Below are 21,711 nucleotides of genomic sequence, written 5' to 3' on the forward strand. Positions count from 1 at the left end.
CTCCTAGAAACGGGAAACAGCCTGTTTGCCTTGACCTCAGAGCGATGTAAGGGTCGTCAGGAACAGTGTCAACGCCGCCAAGTGGTGCGGCACCAGCCAAGGACGAAACGATGTCAAAACACCTCAATTTCTTGCGCGCCACTGCGGTTGCCGCCTGCTTTGCTCTCCCTGCGTTTGCACAGGAAGATCCATCGCTGGACACCGTCGTCGCCACCGTCAACGGCGAGGCGATCACATTGGGTGACATGATCTCGATCCGTGCCGGTTTGCAGCCGCAATATCAGCAACTTCCAGCAGAAACGCTTTTCGCCAGCATTCTGGAGCAGCTTGTGCAGCAAACCGCGCTGGCACAGTCCCTGAACGAAAATGTCCCGCAGTATATCGAAATTGCTCTCAACAATGAACGTCGCACCTTGATGGCAGGCGAAGCGCTGGAAGCTTTTGTGGCGCAAAACGAAATCAGTGACGAAGAATTGAAGAGCGCCTATCAAGATCGCTTTGCGAACTATGAAGGGGCGGAAGAATACAACGCCAGCCACATCCTTGTTGCAAGCGAAGAAGAGGCTGTAGCGATCCGCCAAGACCTGCAAGACGGCGCAGATTTTGCAGAAACCGCAAAAGAGAAATCCACAGGCCCATCCGGTGCATCTGGTGGCAGCCTCGGCTGGTTTGGCGCAGGCCAAATGGTCAAGCCTTTCGAGGATGCGGTTGCAGAGCTGGCTGTTGGGGAAATCTCTCAGCCTGTTCAGACACAGTTTGGCTGGCACCTGATCATCCTGAACGACGCCCGCAAATCAGAGGCACCGTCTTTTGAAGAGGCGCGTCAGGAGTTGCTGAATGATGCACAGCGCGCCGCAGTGCAGGCTTATATCGCCAAACAGTCGTCTGAAGCGGTTGTGGATCAATCCCCAGCTGACAGCATTGATCCCTCTGTTCTGCAGCGCATCGACCTGCTGAACCCAGTGCGCGTTCAGGAATAACTCATGGCAGAGATCACCACTGTATCACCATTGGCTCCAGAGCATTTTCCGGAGCTTCCCGTGATCGAAGGCGTCAAGTTTGCGGCGGTTGAAGCCGGTATCAAATACGCAGGTCGCAAAGACGTGATGCTCGCCGAGCTGGTGCCCGGCACGACACTGGCCGGCGTGTTCACCAAGTCGGCCACCCGCTCTGCGGCCGTGCTCGATTGTCAGGAAAAGATCGGACAAGAAAGTGATGCGGGCGCGGCTATCCTTGTGAACGCGGGCAATGCCAATGCGTTCACTGGCAAGAATGGTGTCAGCTCTGTCAAAGCCGTCACCGAAGCGGTTTCGGCCTGTGTCGGGCTGCCCGAGGCACGCGTGTTCACCTCCTCCACCGGTGTGATTGGCGAACCGCTTCCGCATGATCGGATCACTGGAAAACTTGAGGAGCTGAAAGGCAAACTCTCCGCCAATGCGATTGATGATGCCGCAGAGGCCATTCGCACCACAGATACGTTCGCCAAGGGCGCCATGCGGTCTGTCAGCATCGGCGGTCAGACGGTGAAAATTGCTGGGATCGCCAAAGGTTCTGGCATGATTGCGCCTGATATGGCGACCATGCTGGTCTATATTTTCACGGATGCAAAAATCGCGCGTGCCGATTTGCAAGAGCTGGTCTCTTCTCTCAACGAAGTGACGTTCAATGCCATCACGGTGGACAGCGACACTTCTACGTCTGACACACTGCTGATGGCCGCAACTGGCGCGTCAGGCGTAACGGTGGATCTGGACGAAACGGCCTTCAATGACGCATTGCATGAAGTGATGCGGGAGCTTGCGCATCTCGTGGTGCGCGACGGCGAAGGCGCGACCAAGTTTGTTGAGATCAACATCAGTGGCGCAGCCAGCGCAGAAGACGCGCGTACGCATGCCATGGCCATCGCCAATTCACCGTTGGTGAAAACCGCGATTGCCGGAGAAGATCCAAACTGGGGCCGCATCGTCATGGCGATCGGAAAATCCGGCGCGCGCGCGGACCGTGACCTTTTGAGCATTCGATTTGGGGATACGCTGGTTGCCGAAAATGGCTGGGTTGCGCCGTCCTACCAAGAAGAAGACGGGGCCACCTACATGCAAGGCCAAGAGATCGCGATCAACGTGGATCTCGGACTGGGCACTGCCACGGATACGGTTTGGACCTGCGATCTGACCCACGGATACATCACGATCAACGCGGATTATCGGTCATGAAAACAGTTTTGGTCGCCGCCGTTGTGCTGATTGATGCCGACGGGCGTATCCTTTTGGCACAACGCCCTGAAGGCAAATCTATGGCTGGTCTCTGGGAGTTTCCCGGCGGCAAGGTGGAAGTCGGCGAAACACCCGAAGCCGCTTTGATCCGGGAACTGCAGGAAGAGCTGGGAATCGACACCTGGGAAAGCTGCCTGGCACCGTTAACGTTTGCGTCTCACAGCTATGAGGATTTTCACCTTCTGATGCCCCTCTTTGCCTGCCGTAAATGGGAGGGCATTCCTCAGGCCAGAGAGGGACAAACACTTAAGTGGGTGGCAACAAAAGACCTCAGAGACTATGATATGCCGCCCGCTGACATCCCATTGATTCCTATGATCCGGGACTGGGTATAGACGCGATATTGAGCAAAAGCCCTAAATTTCCGCCATTTTTCATGGCGGAAATGAAACCTCAGCGCTTTCGCCATGCTTAAAAAAAGATTACTATGACACTTAAGTGACCAATCGGTCGCTAAGACTAAATTAACTAATCTCGTGTGAAGTAGGCGTCAATCAAGTGGGGATTTTTGACATGCTGAAGACAATCACTGTGGGTAGTTGTGTTTCGATACAAGGCCCAGTTGTTAAGAAACTGCCGGACGGGCGCGTGTCCATTCGTGTAGGCGACAAAGTGTATTCAGGTAAGCCGATCTCCTGATCATCTTACCTGAAAGCGAAGAAAAAAGGCCGCTCCAAACTGGAGCGGCCTTTTTCATTGTCCGATTGATCACCGCGTGGCGGCATACGCTGGATTAATCCAGCGTACGCGTAACCTCTTCACGCTCGAAGATCTCGATCACGTCGCCTGCGCGGATATCATCGTAGTTCTCAAATGCCATACCGCATTCCTGACCAGACTGAACTTCCGCCACTTCGTCCTTGAAGCGCTTCAGGGTCTTCAGCGTGCCTTCGTGGATCACCACGTTGTCGCGCAGCAGACGCACGCCAGCGGAGCGACGCGCCACACCTTCGGTCACGATACAGCCAGCCACTTTGCCCACACCGGTCACTTTGAACACCTCTTTGATGTTCGCGTAGCCGATGAAGTTTTCGCGGATCTCTGCAGACAGCAGACCGGAGGCCGCAGCTTTCACGTCGTCCACGAGGTCATAGATCACCGAGTAATAGCGGATTTCCACGCCTTTCTGGTTGGCGGTGTTGCGGGCAGAGGCATTGGCACGGACGTTAAAGCCCATAACCGGTGCTCCGGACGCTTCTGCAAGACCAACGTCGGTCTCGGTGATCGCGCCCACACCGGAGTGCAGCACACGCACGCGCACCTCGTTGTTGCCGATCTTTTCCATCGCTTGAACGATGGCTTCGGCAGAGCCCTGCACGTCAGCTTTAACGAGGATTGGCAGCTCGGCCATATTCTCGTCGTCTTTGGCCTTCTGCATCAGCTGTTCAAGCGTGGTCGCCGCACCAGCAGCTGCACGTTTGTCCTTGGCAACCTGCGCACGGTATTCCGCAATCTCACGCGCTTGTGCTTCGGTTTCGGTCACGTTCAGAACATCACCCGCTTCCGGTGTGCCATTCAGGCCAAGGACCTCAACTGGCACAGAAGGGCCAGCTTCTTGGACGCGCTCACCCTTGTCGTTGATCAGCGCACGAACCTTACCGTACTGCTCACCCACAACGAAGATATCACCTTGGCGCAGCGTGCCTTTCTGAACCAGAACGGTCGCAACAGGGCCACGACCCACATCCAGCTGCGCTTCGATCACAGCACCCTGTGCCGCGCGATCCGGGTTGGCTTTCAGCTCAAGGATCTCTGCTTGCAGTGCAATGGCTTCCAGCAGTGCATCCAGACCTTGGCCGGTGTGCGCAGAAACTTCTACGTCCTGAACTTCACCGGACATTGCTTCCACGATCACTTCGTGTTGCAGCAGCTCTGCACGCACTTTGTTTGGATCTGCGGCCGGTTTGTCGATCTTGTTGATCGCCACGATCATCGGCACTTCGGCCGCCTTCGCGTGGTTGATCGCCTCGATCGTCTGCGGCATCACAGAGTCATCAGCGGCCACAACCAGAACCACGATATCCGTCACCTGTGCACCACGGGAGCGCATGGAGGTGAAGGCCGCGTGGCCGGGCGTATCGAGGAACGACAGCGTCACGCCATCATCGGTTTTCACCTGATAGGCGCCGATGTGCTGGGTGATGCCACCCGCTTCGCCAGACACAACTTTCGCATCCCGAATCGCATCCAGAAGCGAGGTTTTGCCGTGGTCCACGTGACCCATGATGGTGATCACTGGCGGACGCGACTGCAGCGCGCCTTCGTCATCCTCGACATCAGAAATAACATCTTCCACATCGGCGTCAGAAACACGCACAACTTTGTGACCGAATTCTTCGATGATCAGTTCCGCTGTGTCCGCGTCAATGGTCTGGTTCTGTGTCACCATCATGCCCATTTTCATGAGCTCTTTCACAACATCAGCCACACGCTCGGCCATACGGTTGGCAAGCTCAGAAACCATGATGGCTTCTGGCAGCTGCACGTCACGCACAACCTTTTCGCGCTCAACCGCACCCCCCATAGCCTTCTGGCGCGCACGCTCTTGCTTACGCTTCATGGACGCCATGGACCGATGACGGCTGTTTTCGCCACCCGTTGCCTGACCCAGTGTCAGCTTGCCGGAACGACGGCCATCATCACGGCCTTTGCCGCGACCACCGCGCTGTTCGCGCTCACGGTCTGCTTTGCGCTGGGTTGGTTGCGCCGCAGGCTTGTTTGTTGGCGCACCGCGCCCTTGCGGTGAAGCTGTAGTAGAAGGTGCAGGCGCAGCTGCAGCACGCTTGGCTGCTTCTGCAGCGTCCGCCGCTTCTTTTTTCTTACGCTCTTCTTCTTCGGCCTTTTTGCGGGCACGCTCTTCAGCTTCACGCTGCTCACGCTCTTTGGCTTCCGCTTCTTGGCGACGACGCTCACGCTCTTCGGCACGGGCCTTTTCTTCGGCTTCGCGCTTTGCGGCGTCTTCAGCTTCGCGGGCTTTCGCAGCCTGAAGTGCCTTCAGGCGGCGTTCCATTTCCGCATCAGAAATGCCAGCGGGGCGGCGATTGGGATCGCCACCAGATTTGGAGCCACCGCCGCCACCGGTTTTGGTTGCACCAGGCTTGGGCACCACAACGCGTTTGCGCTTCGTTTCCACCACGACATTTTTCTTGCGTCCGTGGCTAAAGCTTTGCGTCACATTGCCAGGGCGGTTCCCACCGCGCAGACCCAAGGTTTTTTTACCGTCGTTATCGCTCATCTGGCTGTCTTGTCCTTCCCGGAGGCCGCTGCCGCCGTTTCTTCGCGTACGCCTTTTAATCTTAGGGCTTCCTCTACAACACGATTTGTGAGTCCGCCAGACGCAAGCGCTCCATGTATCACAGTTTGTCGCCCAAAAGCCAAACCCAATTCGTTAGCTGTGAGCCAGTCTATGTGGTGACCACCAAATGGCGGCCTCAGTTTCGTTTTCCCGCGCTCCGATCCGTCGCTGGCCTGAAGCAGCACTTCTGCCTCATCTTTGACCAGCCAGTCCTTGACCTTCTCAAAGCCCGTCACCGCAGATCCGGAGCGACGCGCCAGACTGATCAACTCAATCACGCGCTGCCCCAATTGGCGGGACACCTCTTCAACCAGATCCTCAGGCACTTTGACCTGCTGTTTGGCGGCACGGGCAAAGACACCCTTCTTTACCGCCTTATGCAGTGCCGAGGCCGTTGCAGTTACCCACATGCCGCGACCTGGCAGTTTGCCCCTGACGTCGGGCACAACCTGCTGGTCAGGCCCGACAACAAATCGGATCAACCCCTCCTTTGGAGCGGTCGCGCCCGTGGCAATGCACTTGCGCTCTGGTTCCTCAGCCCGTTTGCCCGGACGGCCACCGCGGCTCATCTATCGACCCCTGAGGCCTGCAATCAGGCCTCAGCCTCCTCAGATGTGTCTTCTTCGCCCTCTTCGGCGTCTGCTTCAAGCTCCGCAGGGTCTACCCAACCCAGCACAACGCGCGCGGTCATCACCATGTCTTGCGCTTCTTCAAGAGACACGTCGAATGGCTCAAGGATACCATCGTCTTTGACGCGCTCGCCATTCACAGAGGTCCAGCCACCGGCCAGCTCCCAATCTGCACAGGTTGCGAAATCTTCAAGGTTCAGCACGCCATCTTTGGCCAGTGCTTCGATCATTTGGGGTGTCAGACCCTCAAATGCAACCAGGCTGTCCTGAACGCCCAGTTCACGGGCATTGTCCAGCGCGGCTTTGTTCTGTGCGTCGATGTAATCACGCGCACGAGCCTGAAGCTCGTTTGCAGTGCCATCATCCACACCATCAATGACCAACAGCTCATCAACTTCAACGTAAGCAACCTCTTCCAGGTTAGTGAAGCCTTCAGAGACCAGCAGCTGCGCGAAGAACTCATCCAGATCCAGCGTGTCCATGAACAGCTTGGTGCGCTCTTCGAACTCTTTCTGACGACGCTCAGATTCTTCTGCTTCTGTCATGATGTCGATATCAAGCGCGGTCAGCTGGGACGCCAGACGCACGTTCTGACCACGACGGCCAATTGCAAGAGACAGTTGCTCGTCAGGCACGACCACTTCGATCTTGCCTGCCTCGTCATCCAGAACCACTTTGGACACTTCTGCAGGTTGCAGCGCGTTCACAAGGAAGGTTGGCTGATCTTCGTTCCAAGGGATGATGTCGATTTTCTCGCCCTGCAGTTCGTTCACAACTGCCTGCACACGAGAGCCGCGCATACCCACACAGGCACCGACCGGATCAATAGAGCCATCGTGAGAGATCACAGCGATCTTCGCACGGGAGCCCGGATCACGCGCCACGGCTTTGATGTCGATGATGCCATCATAGATTTCGGGGACTTCCATTTTGAACAGCTCAGCCATGAATTCTGGCGCGGTGCGGCTCAAGAAAATCTGGTGGCCACGTGGCTCGCGACGCACTTCTTTGATGTAGGCACGCAGACGGTCACCGGAGCGATAGCTTTCGCGGCCAATCTTGTCGTTGCGACGCAGCACGGCTTCGGCACCGCCGAGATCCACAATCACGTTGCCGAATTCTTCGCGCTTCACAGCACCGTTGATGATGGTGCCCGCACGATCTTTGAATTCTTCGTACTGACGGTCACGCTCTGCTTCACGTACTTTTTGCAGAATCACCTGCTTGGCAGATTGGGCCGCGATTCGGCCCATTTCTACCGGGGGCACTTCCTCTACAAACACGTCGCCCACTTCTGGGTTCGCCATGTATTGTTTGGCCTGCTCGATAGTGAACTCTGCCTGATAGTTTTCCAGCAGGTCATCTTCGACAACGGTGCGTACACGGGTGAAGGTGGCCTTACCCGTCTTGCGGTCGATGGACACGCGGATGTCCATTTCTGCGCCATAGCGGCTCTTGGCGGCACGGGCGAGGGATTCTTCCATCGCTTCAACCACCAGACCGGGGTCGATCATCTTTTCGCGCGCAACGGCTTCGGCAGTCTGAAGCAGCTCAAGTTGGTTTGCAGAAGTGATTGCCATTGTCTTACTCCTCGGACTCTTCGGTCTCGACGTCGTCAAAATCGTCTTCGTTCAAGATGCCCGCCTCTTTGCGGGCTTTCAGCATTTCTTTGATCAAATCATCGGTTAGCATCAGCTTTGCATCTGACAGCCAATCAAAGTTGAGACCAACAGTCACAGTCTCACCCTGATTCTCAATGTTGATGAGAACATCTTCGCCTTCGATGCCGGCCAGCGTGCCTCTGAAACGCTTGCGCCCATCAATCAGCTCGCTGGTTTCGATCTTCGCTTCATAGCCTTCATAGGCTTCAAAATCTTTCAGGCGCGTCAGCGGACGGTCCACACCGGGGCTGCCTACTTCCAGCGTATAGGAGTCCGCCAGCGGGTCTTCCACGTCCAGCACCGCACTGACCGCATTGGAAATCTGCGCGCATTCATCCACTTCGATGCCGCCACCCGGGCGTTCCGCCATAATCTGCAGGGTGTGGGTTTTTCCCCCCATCAGACGCAGGCGCACCAGCTCAAACCCCATGTCTTCAATCACAGGGCCAACAATTTCTGCCAGCTTGCGGTCAATCGCTGCTTTGGCAATCAGGTCACTCATAGGCGAGCTCCAAACACAAAAAAACGGGCCCGCGGCCCGTCGATCTTTCTCGGTGGTGCGTTCGGTTTCAGCCGATCGCGCCGCTGTTGAAAAGCCATATACGTGTCAGAAGCTGAGTCTGCAAGGCTGAATGTGAAAGCGCACGCAGCGCGCACTTATGCTCGCCACCAGCGCTCAGCAAAACGCGCATTGTCCATCGCATAGTGCGCGCCGGTGCTGGGCGGCGTGGCAATCGATTTGGAGGTGGCCTGAAGGTGATCGGCAAAGGCCGGAACAATCAGATTGCCCGACTGCGCAACAAGCTGCTGCAACTCACCATAAAGCGCCCGACGCTTGGAGCTGTCCATCTCAGAGCGGGCGGCACTCAGGAGTCTGTCAAACAGAGGATTCTCCCAACCGCCCCGGTTCCATGTCGCGCCCGGTGCAAGATAGGTGGCCATCGCCCAGTCCTCGGTGGCACGGCCCGCAGAGTTGGTAAGTGACAGCTGGCTGGAGTGCGCAGAGACGGTGATATCTACGCCAACCTGCTCCAGTTGCTTGGCAAAAACAGCGGCCGCAGCTTGGCCCTGACCGCCCGGCCCGCCGATGAGTCGCAACGACAGCTGATCAACACCTGCTGCGCGCAGAAGGTGTGTCGCCTGTTCTGGATCATGCGGCAGCGCCCCAAGGGTGCCCGCGTAGAATGGGTTGGAGGGGCCAACCGGGGTATCCCCGCCTACAGCGCCATATCCGAGCAACAGATCATCGACAAAAGCCTGACGCTCTACCGCATGTTTGAGCGCCCGCTGAACCGCATCCGCTTCAGCCAGGTTGTGACGGCCATCCAGTGCAAAGCTATAATGCTGGTTGCCGCGCAACTGTTGCAACGCAATACCCTCGGCCTCTGCGATCTGGGCCGCATAAACTGGCGCGATTTGCGCTACCGTATCCGCCTGCCCTTCCAGCAGAAGATTCAAACGTTCCGAAGGCGCATCGACGTTCACAAAATCTAGCGCTTCAAAGAAACCAGCGCGTCCATCCTTGTAGTGTGACGACACGCGCGTCGCCTGCAGGCGCTGCCCCGGCTCAAAGGTTTGCACGCGATAAAGCCCCGTGCCGATCCCGTTGAGCATCGCCAATTCGACATAGCCCGCTGGATAAATCACCAGATGGTAATCGGCGAGAAGATAGGGAAAATCCGCGTTGGACGCCGCTAAAGTGAACTGAACCTGATGATCGCCTAGCGCATGGATGCCGGTCACATCCCGCAACAAAGGCTGCGCAGGCGATGGGTGCGCGGGATCAAAATGCAGCGCAAAGCTTTCCAAGACATCTTCTGCCACAAAAGGTTTGCCATTGTGGAAGGTCACGTCCTTGCGCAGATCAAAAGTCCAGACACGTGCATCTGTGCTCGCGCTCCAGCTTTCGGCAAGTTCGCCCTTCAACGCGCCATCGGCACCGATTTCTGTAAGACAATCAAACACCGATCCATGCGCCGCCGCCATCATAAACAGGCTATCATGATCGCGCGCATCCCAAGTGTCTTGGGCTGTGCCACCGGTCAAAACACCACGCAGCGTGCCACCTGTTTTTGGCGTGCCCGCCATCAACGCAAGACCAGAAGCCGCCAGCGCACCGGCTGCGGCACCAGAGGTCAGAAGGCTGCGTCGACTGATACGAGACAAGAAAGATCTCCGAGTTGCGGACTTTGATCAGACGCGCACGCCCGCACATTGTCCAGCGGTTTTGTCAGATGCGCGCCAATTGATCCATAATGCGCACCAATTCTGCGCTAATGCCCGGCTCTGACAAGGCATGCCCGGCATTCCTGATCATGCGCAGATCCGCCATGCCGCCCCAAGCCTGAGCAAGTTCATATGCAGATTTCGGCGGACAAATCATATCATATCGCCCCTGCACGATGTAGCCGGGGATATCTTCGAGACGCGCCATATTTTTCAGAATATGTCCATCGCTTTCAAGAAACCCATGATTGCGGAAGTAGTGATTCTCCAGTCGCGAAAAAGCCCGCGCATATTCCGCAGGCGCATCGCCTCCAGAGCCGTTTGAGTACACCGACGCTAGTGCGTTTTCCCAGCTTGCCCAAGCGCGCGCATATTTGATCTCCGTCGCGCGATCTCCACAGAAAAGCCTGCGGTGGTAAGCCTCGATGAAATCGGCTTGTTCGTCTTCAGGCACCAGTGATGTAAAGCGTGCCCATGGCTCCGGCCAAAAATTCCCAGCGCCACCACCATAGAACCAGTCGAGCTCTGCTTGTGTCATTAGGAACACGCCCCGCAGCACAAGACACACCGTGGTTTCAGGATGAGATTGCGCATAAAGCAGGGACAGCGTTGCGCCCCAGCTTCCTCCAAAAACAATCCACTCTGCAATGCCAAGCGTAGTGCGGATATGTTCCATATCTGCAATCAAGTGCCAGGTCGTGTTGTGCGCCACCTCTGCGTGAGGACGCGAATGGCCGCAGCCGCGCTGATCAAAAAGAATGATACGGTAGACCTTGGGATCGAAGTAGCGCCGCATCGCCGGGCTGCTGCCGCCACCGGGTCCACCATGCACAACGATCACCGGCAGCCCTTGCGGATTGCCAGATTGTTCCACATAGATCGTGTGACCATCGCCCACGTCCAGCATCCTCTGGTCGAAGGGTTCGACCGGAGGGTAGAGGTAGTGCACTGCGCCCTTTTGGCCCGAGTTTTTGTCCATGTCCTACCTATATCGGTTGCGACGCCCAAATGAGCACGGAGAGTATAAAATGCAAGCCACGAATACCACGGTAGATCCAGCCGAAGTGGCCAAATTCGAAGCGATGGCGGCAGAGTGGTGGGATCCGAACGGTAAGTTCAAACCGTTGCATATGCTCAACCCCTGCCGACTTGACTATATTACGTCTCAGATCGCCGCAGAGTTCAATCGCGACTTATCCGAAACATTGCCTTTTGCAGGACTTCGTGTCCTGGACATCGGGTGTGGTGGAGGATTGTTGTCAGAGCCCATGGCCCGTTTGGGCGCAGAAGTGGTGGGGGCGGATGCAGCGGAAGGCAACCTGCCAGTTGCGCGCGTCCACGCCGAGCAATCGGGGCTGACCATAGACTACCGCCACACCACAGCTGAGGCGCTTGCAGAAGCTGGCGAACAGTTTGACGTGGTTCTGAACATGGAAGTGGTCGAGCACGTCGCCGACCCACTCAGCTACCTGACAGCCTGCCAGCAACTTCTGAAATCGGGTGGTTTGCATATCTGCTCGACCATCAACCGCAATCCTAAGAGCTTCGCCATGGCGATTATAGGCGCCGAGTATGTCATGCGCTGGCTGCCAAAGGGCACCCATGAGTGGAACAAATTCATCACCCCGGACGAGTTGTTTGCATTGATTGAACAGGCTGGGCTAGCCCCAGTGGATCGCAAAGGATTCGTGTTCAACCCGATCAGCTGGCAGTGGTCGCTCTCGGACCGAGACTTGAGTGTGAACTACGTCACCGCAAGCACAAAAGGGTGACCCCTTAGCTGCTGTCTTCGAGCTTGAGACGCAACTCACGCAAGATCGGGAGCGCGGCGCGCACCCGGTCATCGCCCAGCTTGCTCACCATTTCATTGATAATCGGCGCCATACTGGCAAGCGCGGCATCTCGCGCTTGTCGTCCCGCGGGGCTGATCGCCACAAATTTGCGGCGCGCATCGTCCCAATCTGGACGAATATGCACGTAGCCCGCCACCTCAAGTTTGTGCAGCGTATTTGTCATCGCGCCACGGGTCAGGTGAAAGGTTTTGGCCAACTGCGCTGGGCTGCGCTCCGCATTGGAGCGATCAAGATGATTCAACACGGAAAAATGCGACAACTCCATGCCTTTCGGCAGGACCTTAGACAGACGCGAGCGGGCCAGCTGGTCCACCATTAGAATTTCACCAAACAAGGTGATCGCCAATCCGCTTTTGTCGTTCATTTAAGGACCGTTAAACTCTCGATCATGCTGAAGTGCAGGCACCTGCCTGCGAGCTTTTTGAACCAAAGACAGATCAACATCAACAACCGTCACACCTGTTTCAACGCCCGCGTCCACAAGAACTTCCCCCCAAGGCGCCACAACCATAGAGTGCCCATGAGTTCGTCGTGAGTGCCCTTGGCTTGACGGGTGGGTGCCGGTTTGCGCGGGGGCAATGACAAAACAACCGGTTTCGATGGCCCTTGCACGCAAGAGCGTTTCCCAATGTGCAGCCCCTGTCACATGCGAAAACGCGGCAGGAACAGTCAGTATTTGCGCGCCAGCCTGTGCAAGTGCACGGTGCAATGCGCCAAATCGCACATCATAACAGATCGTCATGCCAATTTTGCCAAGGGGGGTCTCGGCAACAACAGCCGTTTCACCGGGGCGATACCCATCTGACTCTCGGTAGGTTTCTTCCGGTGATACATCCACATCAAACATGTGAATCTTGTCATAGCGCGCGACGATTTCACCTGCGTCAGAAATCACGAATGAGCGGTTGGCAAACCGCCCGTCTGGATCGTTTGTTTTCAGACCCAGGCTGCCAATCAACAGCCAAATGCCCAGCTCAGCACACAGCGCGGCAAGCGCAGGCAGCGTCTCGTCGTCCTCCTCCAGCTGCAACACCTCCTGCTGGTGGCGGCGACTGGTGGACAAGCAATTCATCACCTCCGGCAGAAAGGCGAATTCCGCCCCCTCAGACTTGGCCTGCCGCAGCATCGCTGAAGCCACGGCCAAATTGTCTGAGGGTATGTCGGACGATGTCATCTGCAAGAGAGCGACACGCATGATCGATCAGGCCGACAGCAGTGTATCAAGTTTGCCTGCGCGCTCCAGCGCCATCAGGTCATCACAGCCACCAACATGGGTTTCCCCGATGAAGATTTGCGGCACGGTGCGGCCACCATTGGCACGTGTCACCATCTCTTGCTTGCGACCTGGGCTGGTAAGAACGTCGATTTCAGTAAAGGCGACATTTTTCTGCGTGAGCAGACGTTTGGCGGCATGGCAATAGCCACAGAGCGGGCTGGTGTAGATTTCGACAGGCTGCATCGTGTTTCCTTTGTGCACTCATGTGTTTGTCAGGCATTTAGGAAAGCTTTGCAACGCGCGCCAGTACCAGAACGCTGACATCTTTGGCATTTGCAGCAAAACAGGCTTCGGTTGCTGACTTTAATGTCGCACCGCTGGTCAAAACATCATCCACCAACAGCACCGACGCACCGTCTAGCCGATCTGTCCGTTTCGGGTTCGGCACGATTGCCCCATTGAGTTTTTCCTGTCGCTCTTTTGCGCTGAGCCCTTCCAGACTGCCGGACCCGCGATTTCGGACTAAGATATCCGGACAGTAGGCTGCCTGAACTTCTTTTGCGAAGGCGTCCGCCAATAAAGCCGCCTGATTGTATCTGCGCTTTAACAAGCGCATTCGGTGGAGCGGTACCGGCGCAACCAGAGTATTGGCCGCGAGCAAGGGGTCTGCGACGCGCGCAAGCCATTTCGCTGCCGGTCTCACAACGTCAGTTCGATCGCTGTGCTTCAGACCCAAGATAAGCTGTCGGCCTGTTCCAGAGTAAAGCAACGCCGCCCGCCCTCGTTGCCAAGGGGGCCGGGTATTCAGGCAAGTGTCACACACCACGTTCTCCTCACCAGCCAGCCGCGTGACAGGGGCTGCGCAGACGTCGCACACATCGTCGCCCAGAAACACCATATCTGCCCAACACGTCGGACAGAGACCGAAATCACTCTCGACCATCTCTCCACACCCCACGCAGCGCGGCGGAAACAAAAGATGCAGCGCTGTTTGAAACTTGTGGGCGAGATGATTATTTCTGGCGCTATGCAAAACCGACCTCACCTCACTGACAGAGCAATGCTGACCCGCAATCGCGCGCGCGCTGATCTGAAAGACGCGATGTTCCTACACGATATGGCCATAGATGAGGTTCAGGATCGGCTCAGCATGGTTAACAAAGGGTTTACATCCCCAGCCATCGTGACCGGATTTCCCAGCATCTGGCAGCGATGTGTCCCAAACGCAAAGCTCGTCGAAGACACAGAGGTGCTCGCTCTGGAACAGGGTGCGCATGACCTCGTGATACACGCGATGGGGCTACATTGGGCGGACGACCCTGTCGGGCAAATCATTCAGAGCCGTCGTGCTTTGCAGGACGACGGGTTGTTTCTGGCGGTGTGTTTTGGCGGCCAAACACTGCATCAATTGCGCGCAGCCCTCGGGCAGGCGGAGGTGGAACTCTCCGGCGGACTGTCGCCACGCGTCGCGCCGATGGCGGAAATCAGAGATCTCGGAAGCCTCTTGCAGCGTGCTGACCTGGCGCTGCCTGTGGCTGACACCGCCCCCATCACTGTGACCTATGAAACGCCTTGGGCTTTGATGAGTGAGCTGCGAAAAATGGGCGAAGGCAATGCGCTACAGGGGCGCATTCGCACGCCAACGAAGCGGTCCATTATGATCCGCGCTTGCGAAATTTACGTAGATAGCTTCATGAAAAATGGTCGCATACCCGCAACTTTTGAATTGATCTATCTGACAGGGTGGGCCCCTGACGCCAGCCAGCCCAATCCGCTCAGGCCGGGATCGGCCACAACCCGACTTGCCGACGCGCTCGGCGCTTCTGAAATCAAACTGCCCAAGTAGACTGCACACGGAACGGACCCTATTTTTATGACTCACGCCACTTGCCCAGCCCACGCCCCTGCGGATCACCCGAAGGTCGCGCGAGGCAAAACCGGCATTCTGCTCGCCAATCTTGGCACCCCTGACGACTATAGTTACTGGCCGATGCGTCGGTATTTGAACGAATTTCTCTCCGACAAACGTGTGATCGATTACCCGGCGTGGAAATGGCAACCCATTCTGCAGCTCATCATTCTCACCAAACGTCCGTTCTCAAGCGGCGAGGCTTACGAATCGATTTGGGACAAGGAGCGCGGCGAAAGCCCACTGATGGTGATCACCAAGGAGCAAACCGCCAAAATTGCGGAGACTATGAAAGACCGCCATGGCGAGGACGTGATGGTGGATTTCTGTATGCGCTACGGCAATCCCTCAACGATTTCAAAGGTACGTGAAATGGTGGCCGCAGGCTGCGAGCGCATTCTGTTCTTCCCGCTTTATCCCCAATACGCGGGCGCAACGACTGCCACGGCAAACGATCAGTTCTTCCGGGCGCTGATGAAAGAAAAATGGCAGCCCGCGGCGCGCACGGTCTCCGCCTATTTTGAACATCCAGCCTATATTGAAGCCTTGGCACAATCGGTCGAAAAAGCCTACGCTGCTCAAGACAAACGACCAGAGTTGCTGGTTGTGTCATATCACGGCATGCCAAAGCGCTACTTGCAGGAGGGGGATCCCTACCATTGCCAATGCCAAAAAACCACGCGTCTGCTGAAAGAGCGTCTTGGCTGGCAAGACACTGATCTGCGTACCACTTTCCAATCACAGTTTGGCCCAGAGGATTGGTTGCGCCCCTACACGGTCGAAGAAGTGGCGCGTGTCGCCAAGGAAGAAGGCAAGAAAAGCATCGCCGTGATTGCACCAGCTTTCTCTGCTGACTGCATCGAAACGCTGGAAGAGATCAATGAAGAGATCAAAGAAAGCTTCGAGCACGCAGGGGGCGAAGAGTTTCTCTATATTCCGTGCCTGAACTCGGATACCGGCCACATCAACGCGCTGTGCGAGATCATCGACGAAAACCTAGGTGGTTGGGTGCGATAGCACCTAATTGCGGACTAACCGATCTGCGCCTGATTCACGCCATGATCTAAATTTTGCGGATCAGGGACCTCAAATTCCAAAGAAAAAGGCGGGGCCAAAACCCCGCCTTTTTCAATTTCGACAAGCTTAAAAAGCTTAGCTGCCAGCAGCTACAGCTGCAGCAACAACTGCGAGCAGAAGCAGTGGAACCCAAACGCCAGTGCCGGAACCGTTTGCGACTTCTTCAATCACAACAGGCTCAACAACTGGGTCGGCCAAGCCGCCAGCCATTGCGGTGGTTGCAGCAGCAGTCAGAGCAGCAGCGATAACGAGTTTTTTCATAGTATCCTCCAGAATTCGCGTGTCACCAATAGGAATGGGCGATGACAAGCACCCAAGACTTACCTCGTAAGTCACCTCTAAACAGTAATTTTTCCGAATTGCAAACCGAAGATTACCTTAGACGCGACTCCTTCGAGCAAATGTCGTCAAATTAGCAACACCTGCGTTCCCACTTTCGTCAATGAAAACAGCTCCGCGATGTGCTCGTTGTAAAGACCGATACAACCATTGGACGATCTACGCCCTATTTTACGAGTGTCGTGGGTTCCATGAATGCGATAATAGGTCCAACTCAAATAAAGCGCATGAGTCCCCAAAGGGTTATCTGGGCCAGGGCCCACAAAATCAGGCCATTCAGGATTGCGTTTTTTCATCGAGGGCGTCGGGCGCCAGCTCGGTCCCTCGACTTTGCGCACAACTTTGGTACGCCCAAGGCGCGTCAACTCTTCACTCAGAGGAACGGACGTGGGGTATAGCTTGTAGGTCGATTCGTCTTCTGACCAATAATGCAGCGCACGGGAGGTCACATCGACCAGCACTGCCCCATTGTTCAAATTGTCAAAGTAAGGCCGCCAATCCAAAGAGCGGAAGCTCGAGATATTGCGGACCACACGTTCATCGAGGTCGCGCTCTACCTCTGTTGTACTATCTTCGGTTTGCGCAAGTGCCGGGGTGCTCAGAAACGCGGCGCTGCCTGCCAAAAACGTGCGCCGACCAAATTTATTCGACCGCTCTACAGTCATTATTTTTCTCCAGAAACCAATCTCACGGGCCTGTGAGATCATATGGCTGTAATGCCGCAGTCGCAAATCAATCAATCGTCAGGGTAGCAATGTCACGCCTATGTGGGTTTTCATGGACACGCTGTGCGGTTAGGAGTGCCGCAATTAACTAGGTGGGACAGAGATTAAGATGCGCGTTATTGCTCTTTTGCTGGCAGCAGCGGTGGGATTGGCCGCTTGCGGAACAAGTGGCGGCGGAAGCGCCAAACAGTACAAAATCGATTCGGGCAACACGTCTCGTGTCCAATTCAGGGTTCTGGACTCAGTGAATGCGCTGCGTCAGGCTTCCGGTGCGCCAGTAGTTACTCTTAACGCCCAGCTGAATGCAGCCGCGGCAACCCATGCGCGCGATATGTCCCGGCAAAACCGACCATGGCACTTTGGCTCTGACGGCTCTTCCCCTCTCGATCGCGTGGCACGCGTCGGCTACCCCGGCACACTAAGCGGTGAAACCATCAGCGAGAGCTATGAATCCGAAGTCGAGACCCTCGCAGCTTGGATGGAGCAGGACGATACACGCTCAGTCATCTTGGACCGTGCTGCCCGCGATATGGGATTTGCCTGGTTTCAGGAAGACAACGGAAAAATCTGGTGGACGCTTGTGATGGGTGAACCCACCACAGCTCAGTTCACCACGGTCGCTGACACGCAGACCTCCGAAGCAAGCGACACGAACCCCTTCTCATCGATAAATTGAGACCGGGGTTCCGGTTTTCACCATCGCGTAGACATCACGCATTTCAGCATCGGTCACCGCAACGCATCCAGCAGTCCAGTCTTCGACACCGTTCTGGAAGGCTTTCGGGCGGCCATGAATGAAAATATCCCCACCCGGCGATTTGCCGATGGACGCGGCATATGCGCGGTCGGCTGCGTTGGGGTATGAGATGCCAAGCGAAAGATAGAAGCGGCTGTTGGGATTGCGACGGTCAATGTAATAGTCGCCTTCGGGTGTCCGCCCATCACCTTCGATCTGCTTGTGTCCGGTCGGTGAGAACCCGAGCCCAACCTCATAAGCTTGTAGCACCTGATCATGATGCATCAGATACATCCGGCGGCTTTCTTTATAAATCAAAACCCGCGTCACCTCTGGACCCGTATAGGTTTTGAATTTCTCGGCGCAGCCTGCCAGTCCGAATGCCAAAACGGCAATCATCAATGCGGAGATCCAACGCATTAACCAGTTCCTCTTTATATGTCTTCACTGCCTCTGAGCGTTTCTTAGCAGACCGGCTGGCCTTATGCCGCTCACGCCTGCGTGATACGCTTTATTTCCGAACAAATCTTGAAGCCAATTCCACGTGAGAAGACCAGCGAAATTGATCAACTGTTTGCACCCACTCAAGCGTATATCCCGCGTGCACCAGCACCGCGGCATCACGTGCAAATGTCACCGGGTTGCAGGAAACATAGGCGATTTCAGAGATTTGTGACTTGGCGAGTTCCGCCACCTGCGCCTCAGCGCCTGCGCGTGGCGGGTCAATGACCGCAAAGTCATAGCGCAAGTCCTCAGCGATCACCGGATTGCGGAACAGGTCTCGGGTCTCTGCTGTCACTTTTTTCAGCCCTTTGGCCATGCGCCATCCGGCGTCCATGGCTTTGACCATGGATTTCTCACCTTCGATGCCATGCATCCTGTAGCTTTCTGCCAGCGGCAGGGTGAACGTGCCACTGCCTGCAAAAAGATCAATCCCAGTGTCCCCCTGAGTGATGGCTGCGCGTACAGCGGACAGCAAAGCCTCCTCGCCCTCTTTGGTGGCTTGCAAGAATGCACCGGGAGGCGGAATAACCTGCGCCGTCCCAAAGGTTTGGTAAGGTGCAAACCGGGTCGCGATGACTTCGCCATCCCAGCTCAGACGGGCCAGTTTATGGCGCTCAGCCTCTTGGGCCATACGCGCCAAGAGCGCGCCATCCAGCGGCTTGCCGCCTTTCACAGACAGATCAAGCCCCGCGTCTGACAGGGTGACAGTGGCGCTGAGTTCGCCTTTGCGCGACCCGGCGATTTGGGACAAAGCGCCCACAATGTCCAAGGCGGGCATGAGATCGGGGTGCAGAAGCTGGCAGTCGCTGATGTCGGCAATCACATCCGAGGCGCGAGCATGAAAGCCAACAAGCGCGCCCTTTTTTGTGCGACGGGCAGAGATCACGGCGCGACGGCGCGATCTGGCGGGGGAGGTCACGATGGGGCGCAAGTCAGTTTCCAAACCCTGCGCAGCCAACGCCTGACGCACCACATCGACTTTCCAATCGGCGACAAATTCATCCGCAGCGTGCTGCAACTGGCAACCACCACAGGTCTTGAAATGCCGACACGGAGCTTTCACCCGCTGGTCAGAAGGGTTCAAAATCCGTATGTTTTTCAGTCGATTGCCCTCAATCTCCCCTTCGACGGTTTCACCGGGCAGGGTAAGCGGGGCAAAGATTGGACCCTCGGCAATTCCATCGCCGTGCAGGCCCAGTCGCTGGATGTCGATCTGGCTCATGCCTGTCCCCCTAACGAGGGACAGGCGCGAGGTCAAATGTTACTCAGCCGCCTCATCGGCATTGAGGAAGCCGCCGGACTGACGTGCCCAGAAACCGGCATAAAGACCACCCTGTGAAAGCAGTTCCGCATGGCTGCCTTGCTCTACGATACGGCCTTGATCCATAACCAGAATCCGGTCCATCTCGGCGACCGTGGACAAACGGTGCGCAATGGCGATCACGGTTTTGCCCGCCATCATGCCATAGAGCGTACGCTGGATGACGGCCTCGACCTCGCTGTCGAGCGCGCTGGTGGCTTCATCGAGCAGCAGAATCGGCGCGTCTTTCAGGATCACGCGGGCCAAGGTGATGCGTTGCCGCTGGCCACCAGAAAGCTTTACCCCTCGCTCACCCACATGGGCATCATAGCCTTTGCGCCCCTCAGGATCCTCCAAATCCAAAATGAAATCATGGGCTTCGGCCTTTTGCGCGGCGGCGATCATTTCCGCCTCGGTCGCATGCGGGCGACCGTAGAGCAGATTGTCTCGCACAGATCGGTGCAGCAGCGAACTGTCCTGTTGCACCATACCGATGGCATCGCGCAGGCTGTTTTGCGTGACCTTGGAGATGTCCTGACCGTCGATCAAGATCCGACCGCTTTCCGCATCATAGAACCGCAGAAGAAGCTTCACTAAAGTCGACTTGCCCGCACCCGATCGGCCAATCAGGCCAACCTTTTCGCCTGGTGCGATGGTCAGTGCGATCTGATCCAGCCCACCCGAGCCACGGCCATAGTGGTGCGAAAGATGATCGATCTCGATCTGCCCTTGGCCAAAATCAAGCGAAGGTGCTGACTTTTCATCCACCAAATCAATGGGTTGGGCAATTGTCTCCATCCCTTCAGCCACAACACCAAGTTGGCGGAAAAACGAGGTGAGCGCCCACATGATCCAGCCGGTCATCGCATTCAGGCGCAGGCTGAGCGCGGTGGCGGCCGCGACCGCACCGACAGAGGCCTGCCCCAAAGACCAGAGCCAGATCGCCCAGCCGACAACGCTGACGATAAGCACACCATTGAGCACAACCAGTGCCACGTCCATGATGGTGAAAATCCGCATCTCCGCCTGAAAGGTTTCCCGTGAATATTCAATGGCTTCCTTGGCATATTCCAGCTCGCGCTGATTGTGGGCAAAGAGCTTGACCGAGTGGATGTTGGTATAGGCATCCACCACGCGGCCAGTGACTTTGGAGCGCGCATCAGAGGCGGCCTGAGAGGCCGGGCCGACCCGTTTGACTGTCCATTTCACCAAGAAGCCATAGAGCACCAGCCAGCCGAGCATGGGCAGCACCAGACGGGGGTCAGCCTCGGCCAAAAGTATAGCAGCACCAATGACATAGGCGATGGAGAAGGTGATGGCATCAAAGACCTGAAACACAGCTTCGCCGGCGGCGGGTGGGGTCTGCATAATGCGGTTGGCGATGCGGCCGGCGAAGTCGTTTTCAAACCAGCCAACTGATTGACGCAACACGTGTTTATGGGCCCGCCAACGGATCAGAGTGCCAAAATTGGGCAGCACCGTGTTGTTCAGCAACAGCACATCCAGCGCCTGAAGCGCGGGGCGCAGGAACAGAACGAAGAGCACCACGATGATAAATTCGGTGCCGTGCTCGGCCCAGACAGTGGAAGGATCGCCGGTCAGAAGGTCCACGACGCGGCCCATATAGGCGATCAGGCCGACCTCCACCGCTGCCACAATGATGGACATTACCGTCGCAAAAACAAAGACTTGGCGGAACGGTTGCGCATAGTCGCGCATGAAAGGCCAGAGTTTGGTGGGCGGCGCGTCTACTTCATCGTAGTCGCAATAGGGGTCAACGAGAGTCTCGAAAAACTTGAACATGAGAAAGCCTGAAAAACAGATAGAAATATTAAGTGCATAGATGAAATGACATGCCAACCCTGGCCGTCATTGCGGTCAGATTGGCTTATGAAAACCAGATCCCACGATACATCCTGCACTCCTTCTCATGGTTGAGTGCGGCGATGCTGCGCGAGCGTTGCGTTA

Annotated in this window: 22 protein-coding genes and 1 pseudogene; 7 read left to right on the top strand and 16 right to left on the bottom strand. The window is 56.4% G+C overall.

All coding sequences use genetic code 11. The annotated features are described in order from the left end of the window. Positions 1-110: 110 nt before the first annotated feature. Genes PJL69_RS08950 through mutT form a run of 3 tightly spaced genes read left to right on the top strand, consistent with a single transcriptional unit; the run spans position 111 to position 2,608 of the window. A complete protein-coding gene (locus PJL69_RS08950) occupies positions 111-980 on the top strand; it encodes a peptidylprolyl isomerase (protein WP_271309335.1) in 870 nt (289 codons plus the stop codon). Positions 981-983: 3 nt separating this feature from the next. Then, complete coding sequence (argJ, locus tag PJL69_RS08955) at positions 984-2,213, top strand: bifunctional glutamate N-acetyltransferase/amino-acid acetyltransferase ArgJ (protein ID WP_271309336.1); 1,230 nt, start codon at positions 984-986, stop codon at positions 2,211-2,213. After that, entirely contained in the window at positions 2,210-2,608 is a 399-nt protein-coding gene (gene mutT, locus PJL69_RS08960) for an 8-oxo-dGTP diphosphatase MutT (RefSeq protein WP_209097250.1), read from the top strand. The genes argJ and mutT overlap by 4 nt, the downstream gene beginning before the upstream one ends. 398 nt (positions 2,609-3,006) lie before the next feature. Here mutT and infB read toward each other — a convergent pair whose 3' ends face one another. The 6 genes from infB to pip all read right to left on the bottom strand — a co-directional run bounded on the left by infB (position 3,007) and on the right by pip (position 11,063). Further along, positions 3,007-5,508, bottom strand: a complete 2,502-nt coding sequence (gene infB, locus PJL69_RS08965; RefSeq protein ID WP_271309337.1) for a translation initiation factor IF-2 — start codon at positions 5,506-5,508, stop codon at positions 3,007-3,009. Further along, positions 5,505-6,137 carry an RNA-binding protein gene (locus tag PJL69_RS08970; RefSeq protein WP_271309338.1) on the bottom strand — a complete coding sequence of 211 codons (633 nt, stop codon included), beginning with the start codon at positions 6,135-6,137 and terminating at the stop codon, positions 5,505-5,507. Before PJL69_RS08970 ends, infB begins: the two co-directional genes overlap by 4 nt. Positions 6,138-6,160: 23 nt before the next feature. Further along, positions 6,161-7,777 (bottom strand): transcription termination factor NusA, encoded by a 1,617-nt coding sequence (gene nusA, locus PJL69_RS08975; protein ID WP_271309339.1) that lies wholly within the window; start codon positions 7,775-7,777, stop codon positions 6,161-6,163. Between the two features lie 4 nt (positions 7,778-7,781). Further along, the gene (gene rimP, locus PJL69_RS08980) at positions 7,782-8,360 is read right to left on the bottom strand and encodes a ribosome maturation factor RimP (RefSeq protein WP_209097254.1); all 579 of its coding nucleotides are present in this window, start codon (positions 8,358-8,360) and stop codon (positions 7,782-7,784) included. 155 nt (positions 8,361-8,515) lie between these two features. Beyond that, on the bottom strand, positions 8,516-10,024 hold the full coding sequence (locus PJL69_RS08985; RefSeq protein WP_271309340.1) for an ABC transporter substrate-binding protein: 1,509 nt from the start codon (positions 10,022-10,024) through the stop codon (positions 8,516-8,518). A gap of 64 nt (positions 10,025-10,088) precedes the next feature. Beyond that, positions 10,089-11,063, bottom strand: coding sequence for a prolyl aminopeptidase (gene pip, locus PJL69_RS08990; RefSeq protein WP_271309341.1), 975 nt, complete (start codon positions 11,061-11,063; stop codon positions 10,089-10,091). A gap of 49 nt (positions 11,064-11,112) precedes the next feature. Between pip and ubiG the strand changes: the two genes are divergently transcribed. Then, positions 11,113-11,856 carry a bifunctional 2-polyprenyl-6-hydroxyphenol methylase/3-demethylubiquinol 3-O-methyltransferase UbiG gene (gene ubiG, locus PJL69_RS08995; RefSeq protein WP_271309342.1) on the top strand — a complete coding sequence of 248 codons (744 nt, stop codon included), beginning with the start codon at positions 11,113-11,115 and terminating at the stop codon, positions 11,854-11,856. 4 nt (positions 11,857-11,860) lie between these two features. Here the strand turns inward: ubiG and PJL69_RS09000 are convergent, their stop codons facing one another. The 5 genes and pseudogenes from PJL69_RS09000 to PJL69_RS20285 form a co-directional block, all read right to left on the bottom strand. Continuing rightward, a complete protein-coding gene (locus tag PJL69_RS09000) occupies positions 11,861-12,301 on the bottom strand; it encodes a MarR family winged helix-turn-helix transcriptional regulator (protein ID WP_209097258.1) in 441 nt (146 codons plus the stop codon). After that, positions 12,302-13,132, bottom strand: coding sequence for a carbon-nitrogen hydrolase family protein (locus PJL69_RS09005; RefSeq protein ID WP_271309343.1), 831 nt, complete (start codon positions 13,130-13,132; stop codon positions 12,302-12,304). Positions 13,133-13,138: 6 nt separating this feature from the next. Next, the gene (gene grxC, locus PJL69_RS09010) at positions 13,139-13,396 is read right to left on the bottom strand and encodes a glutaredoxin 3 (RefSeq protein WP_271309344.1); all 258 of its coding nucleotides are present in this window, start codon (positions 13,394-13,396) and stop codon (positions 13,139-13,141) included. Positions 13,397-13,433: 37 nt separating this feature from the next. Next, complete coding sequence (locus PJL69_RS20280) at positions 13,434-13,730, bottom strand: ComF family protein (RefSeq protein WP_333781872.1); 297 nt, start codon at positions 13,728-13,730, stop codon at positions 13,434-13,436. Between the two features lie 288 nt (positions 13,731-14,018). After that, a pseudogene (locus tag PJL69_RS20285) lies at positions 14,019-14,096 on the bottom strand (ComF family protein); the annotation flags it as partial. An 84-nt stretch (positions 14,097-14,180) separates the two neighbouring features. On the opposite strand from PJL69_RS20285, the gene PJL69_RS09020 reads away from it, so the two are divergent. Then, positions 14,181-14,999, top strand: coding sequence for an SAM-dependent methyltransferase (locus PJL69_RS09020; protein WP_271309418.1), 819 nt, complete (start codon positions 14,181-14,183; stop codon positions 14,997-14,999). A 27-nt stretch (positions 15,000-15,026) separates the two neighbouring features. Continuing rightward, positions 15,027-16,079 carry a ferrochelatase gene (gene hemH / locus PJL69_RS09025; RefSeq protein WP_271309346.1) on the top strand — a complete coding sequence of 351 codons (1,053 nt, stop codon included), beginning with the start codon at positions 15,027-15,029 and terminating at the stop codon, positions 16,077-16,079. Positions 16,080-16,214: 135 nt separating this feature from the next. Here hemH and PJL69_RS09030 read toward each other — a convergent pair whose 3' ends face one another. Together PJL69_RS09030 and PJL69_RS09035 are read right to left on the bottom strand one after the other, a co-directional pair. After that, positions 16,215-16,400: a hypothetical protein gene (locus PJL69_RS09030; RefSeq protein WP_209097263.1), complete on the bottom strand. Its 186-nt coding sequence runs from the start codon at positions 16,398-16,400 to the stop codon at positions 16,215-16,217. A 146-nt stretch (positions 16,401-16,546) separates the two neighbouring features. Next, positions 16,547-17,143 carry a L,D-transpeptidase gene (locus PJL69_RS09035; protein WP_209097264.1) on the bottom strand — a complete coding sequence of 199 codons (597 nt, stop codon included), beginning with the start codon at positions 17,141-17,143 and terminating at the stop codon, positions 16,547-16,549. A gap of 169 nt (positions 17,144-17,312) precedes the next feature. On the opposite strand from PJL69_RS09035, the gene PJL69_RS09040 reads away from it, so the two are divergent. Beyond that, entirely contained in the window at positions 17,313-17,879 is a 567-nt protein-coding gene (locus PJL69_RS09040) for a CAP domain-containing protein (protein ID WP_271309347.1), read from the top strand. Here the strand turns inward: PJL69_RS09040 and PJL69_RS09045 are convergent. From PJL69_RS09045 to PJL69_RS09055, 3 genes are all read right to left on the bottom strand, one after another. Continuing rightward, on the bottom strand, positions 17,865-18,359 hold the full coding sequence (locus PJL69_RS09045; RefSeq protein ID WP_271309348.1) for a L,D-transpeptidase family protein: 495 nt from the start codon (positions 18,357-18,359) through the stop codon (positions 17,865-17,867). The genes PJL69_RS09040 and PJL69_RS09045 overlap by 15 nt on opposite strands. A gap of 91 nt (positions 18,360-18,450) precedes the next feature. Then, positions 18,451-19,665, bottom strand: coding sequence for a class I SAM-dependent RNA methyltransferase (locus PJL69_RS09050; protein ID WP_271309349.1), 1,215 nt, complete (start codon positions 19,663-19,665; stop codon positions 18,451-18,453). A gap of 39 nt (positions 19,666-19,704) precedes the next feature. Continuing rightward, entirely contained in the window at positions 19,705-21,546 is a 1,842-nt protein-coding gene (locus PJL69_RS09055) for an ABC transporter ATP-binding protein (RefSeq protein WP_271309350.1), read from the bottom strand. Positions 21,547-21,711 lie beyond the last annotated feature (165 nt).

Origin of the sequence: Shimia sp. MMG029 (genome assembly GCF_027947445.1) — a bacterium.
GTDB lineage: Bacteria > Pseudomonadota > Alphaproteobacteria > Rhodobacterales > Rhodobacteraceae > Shimia.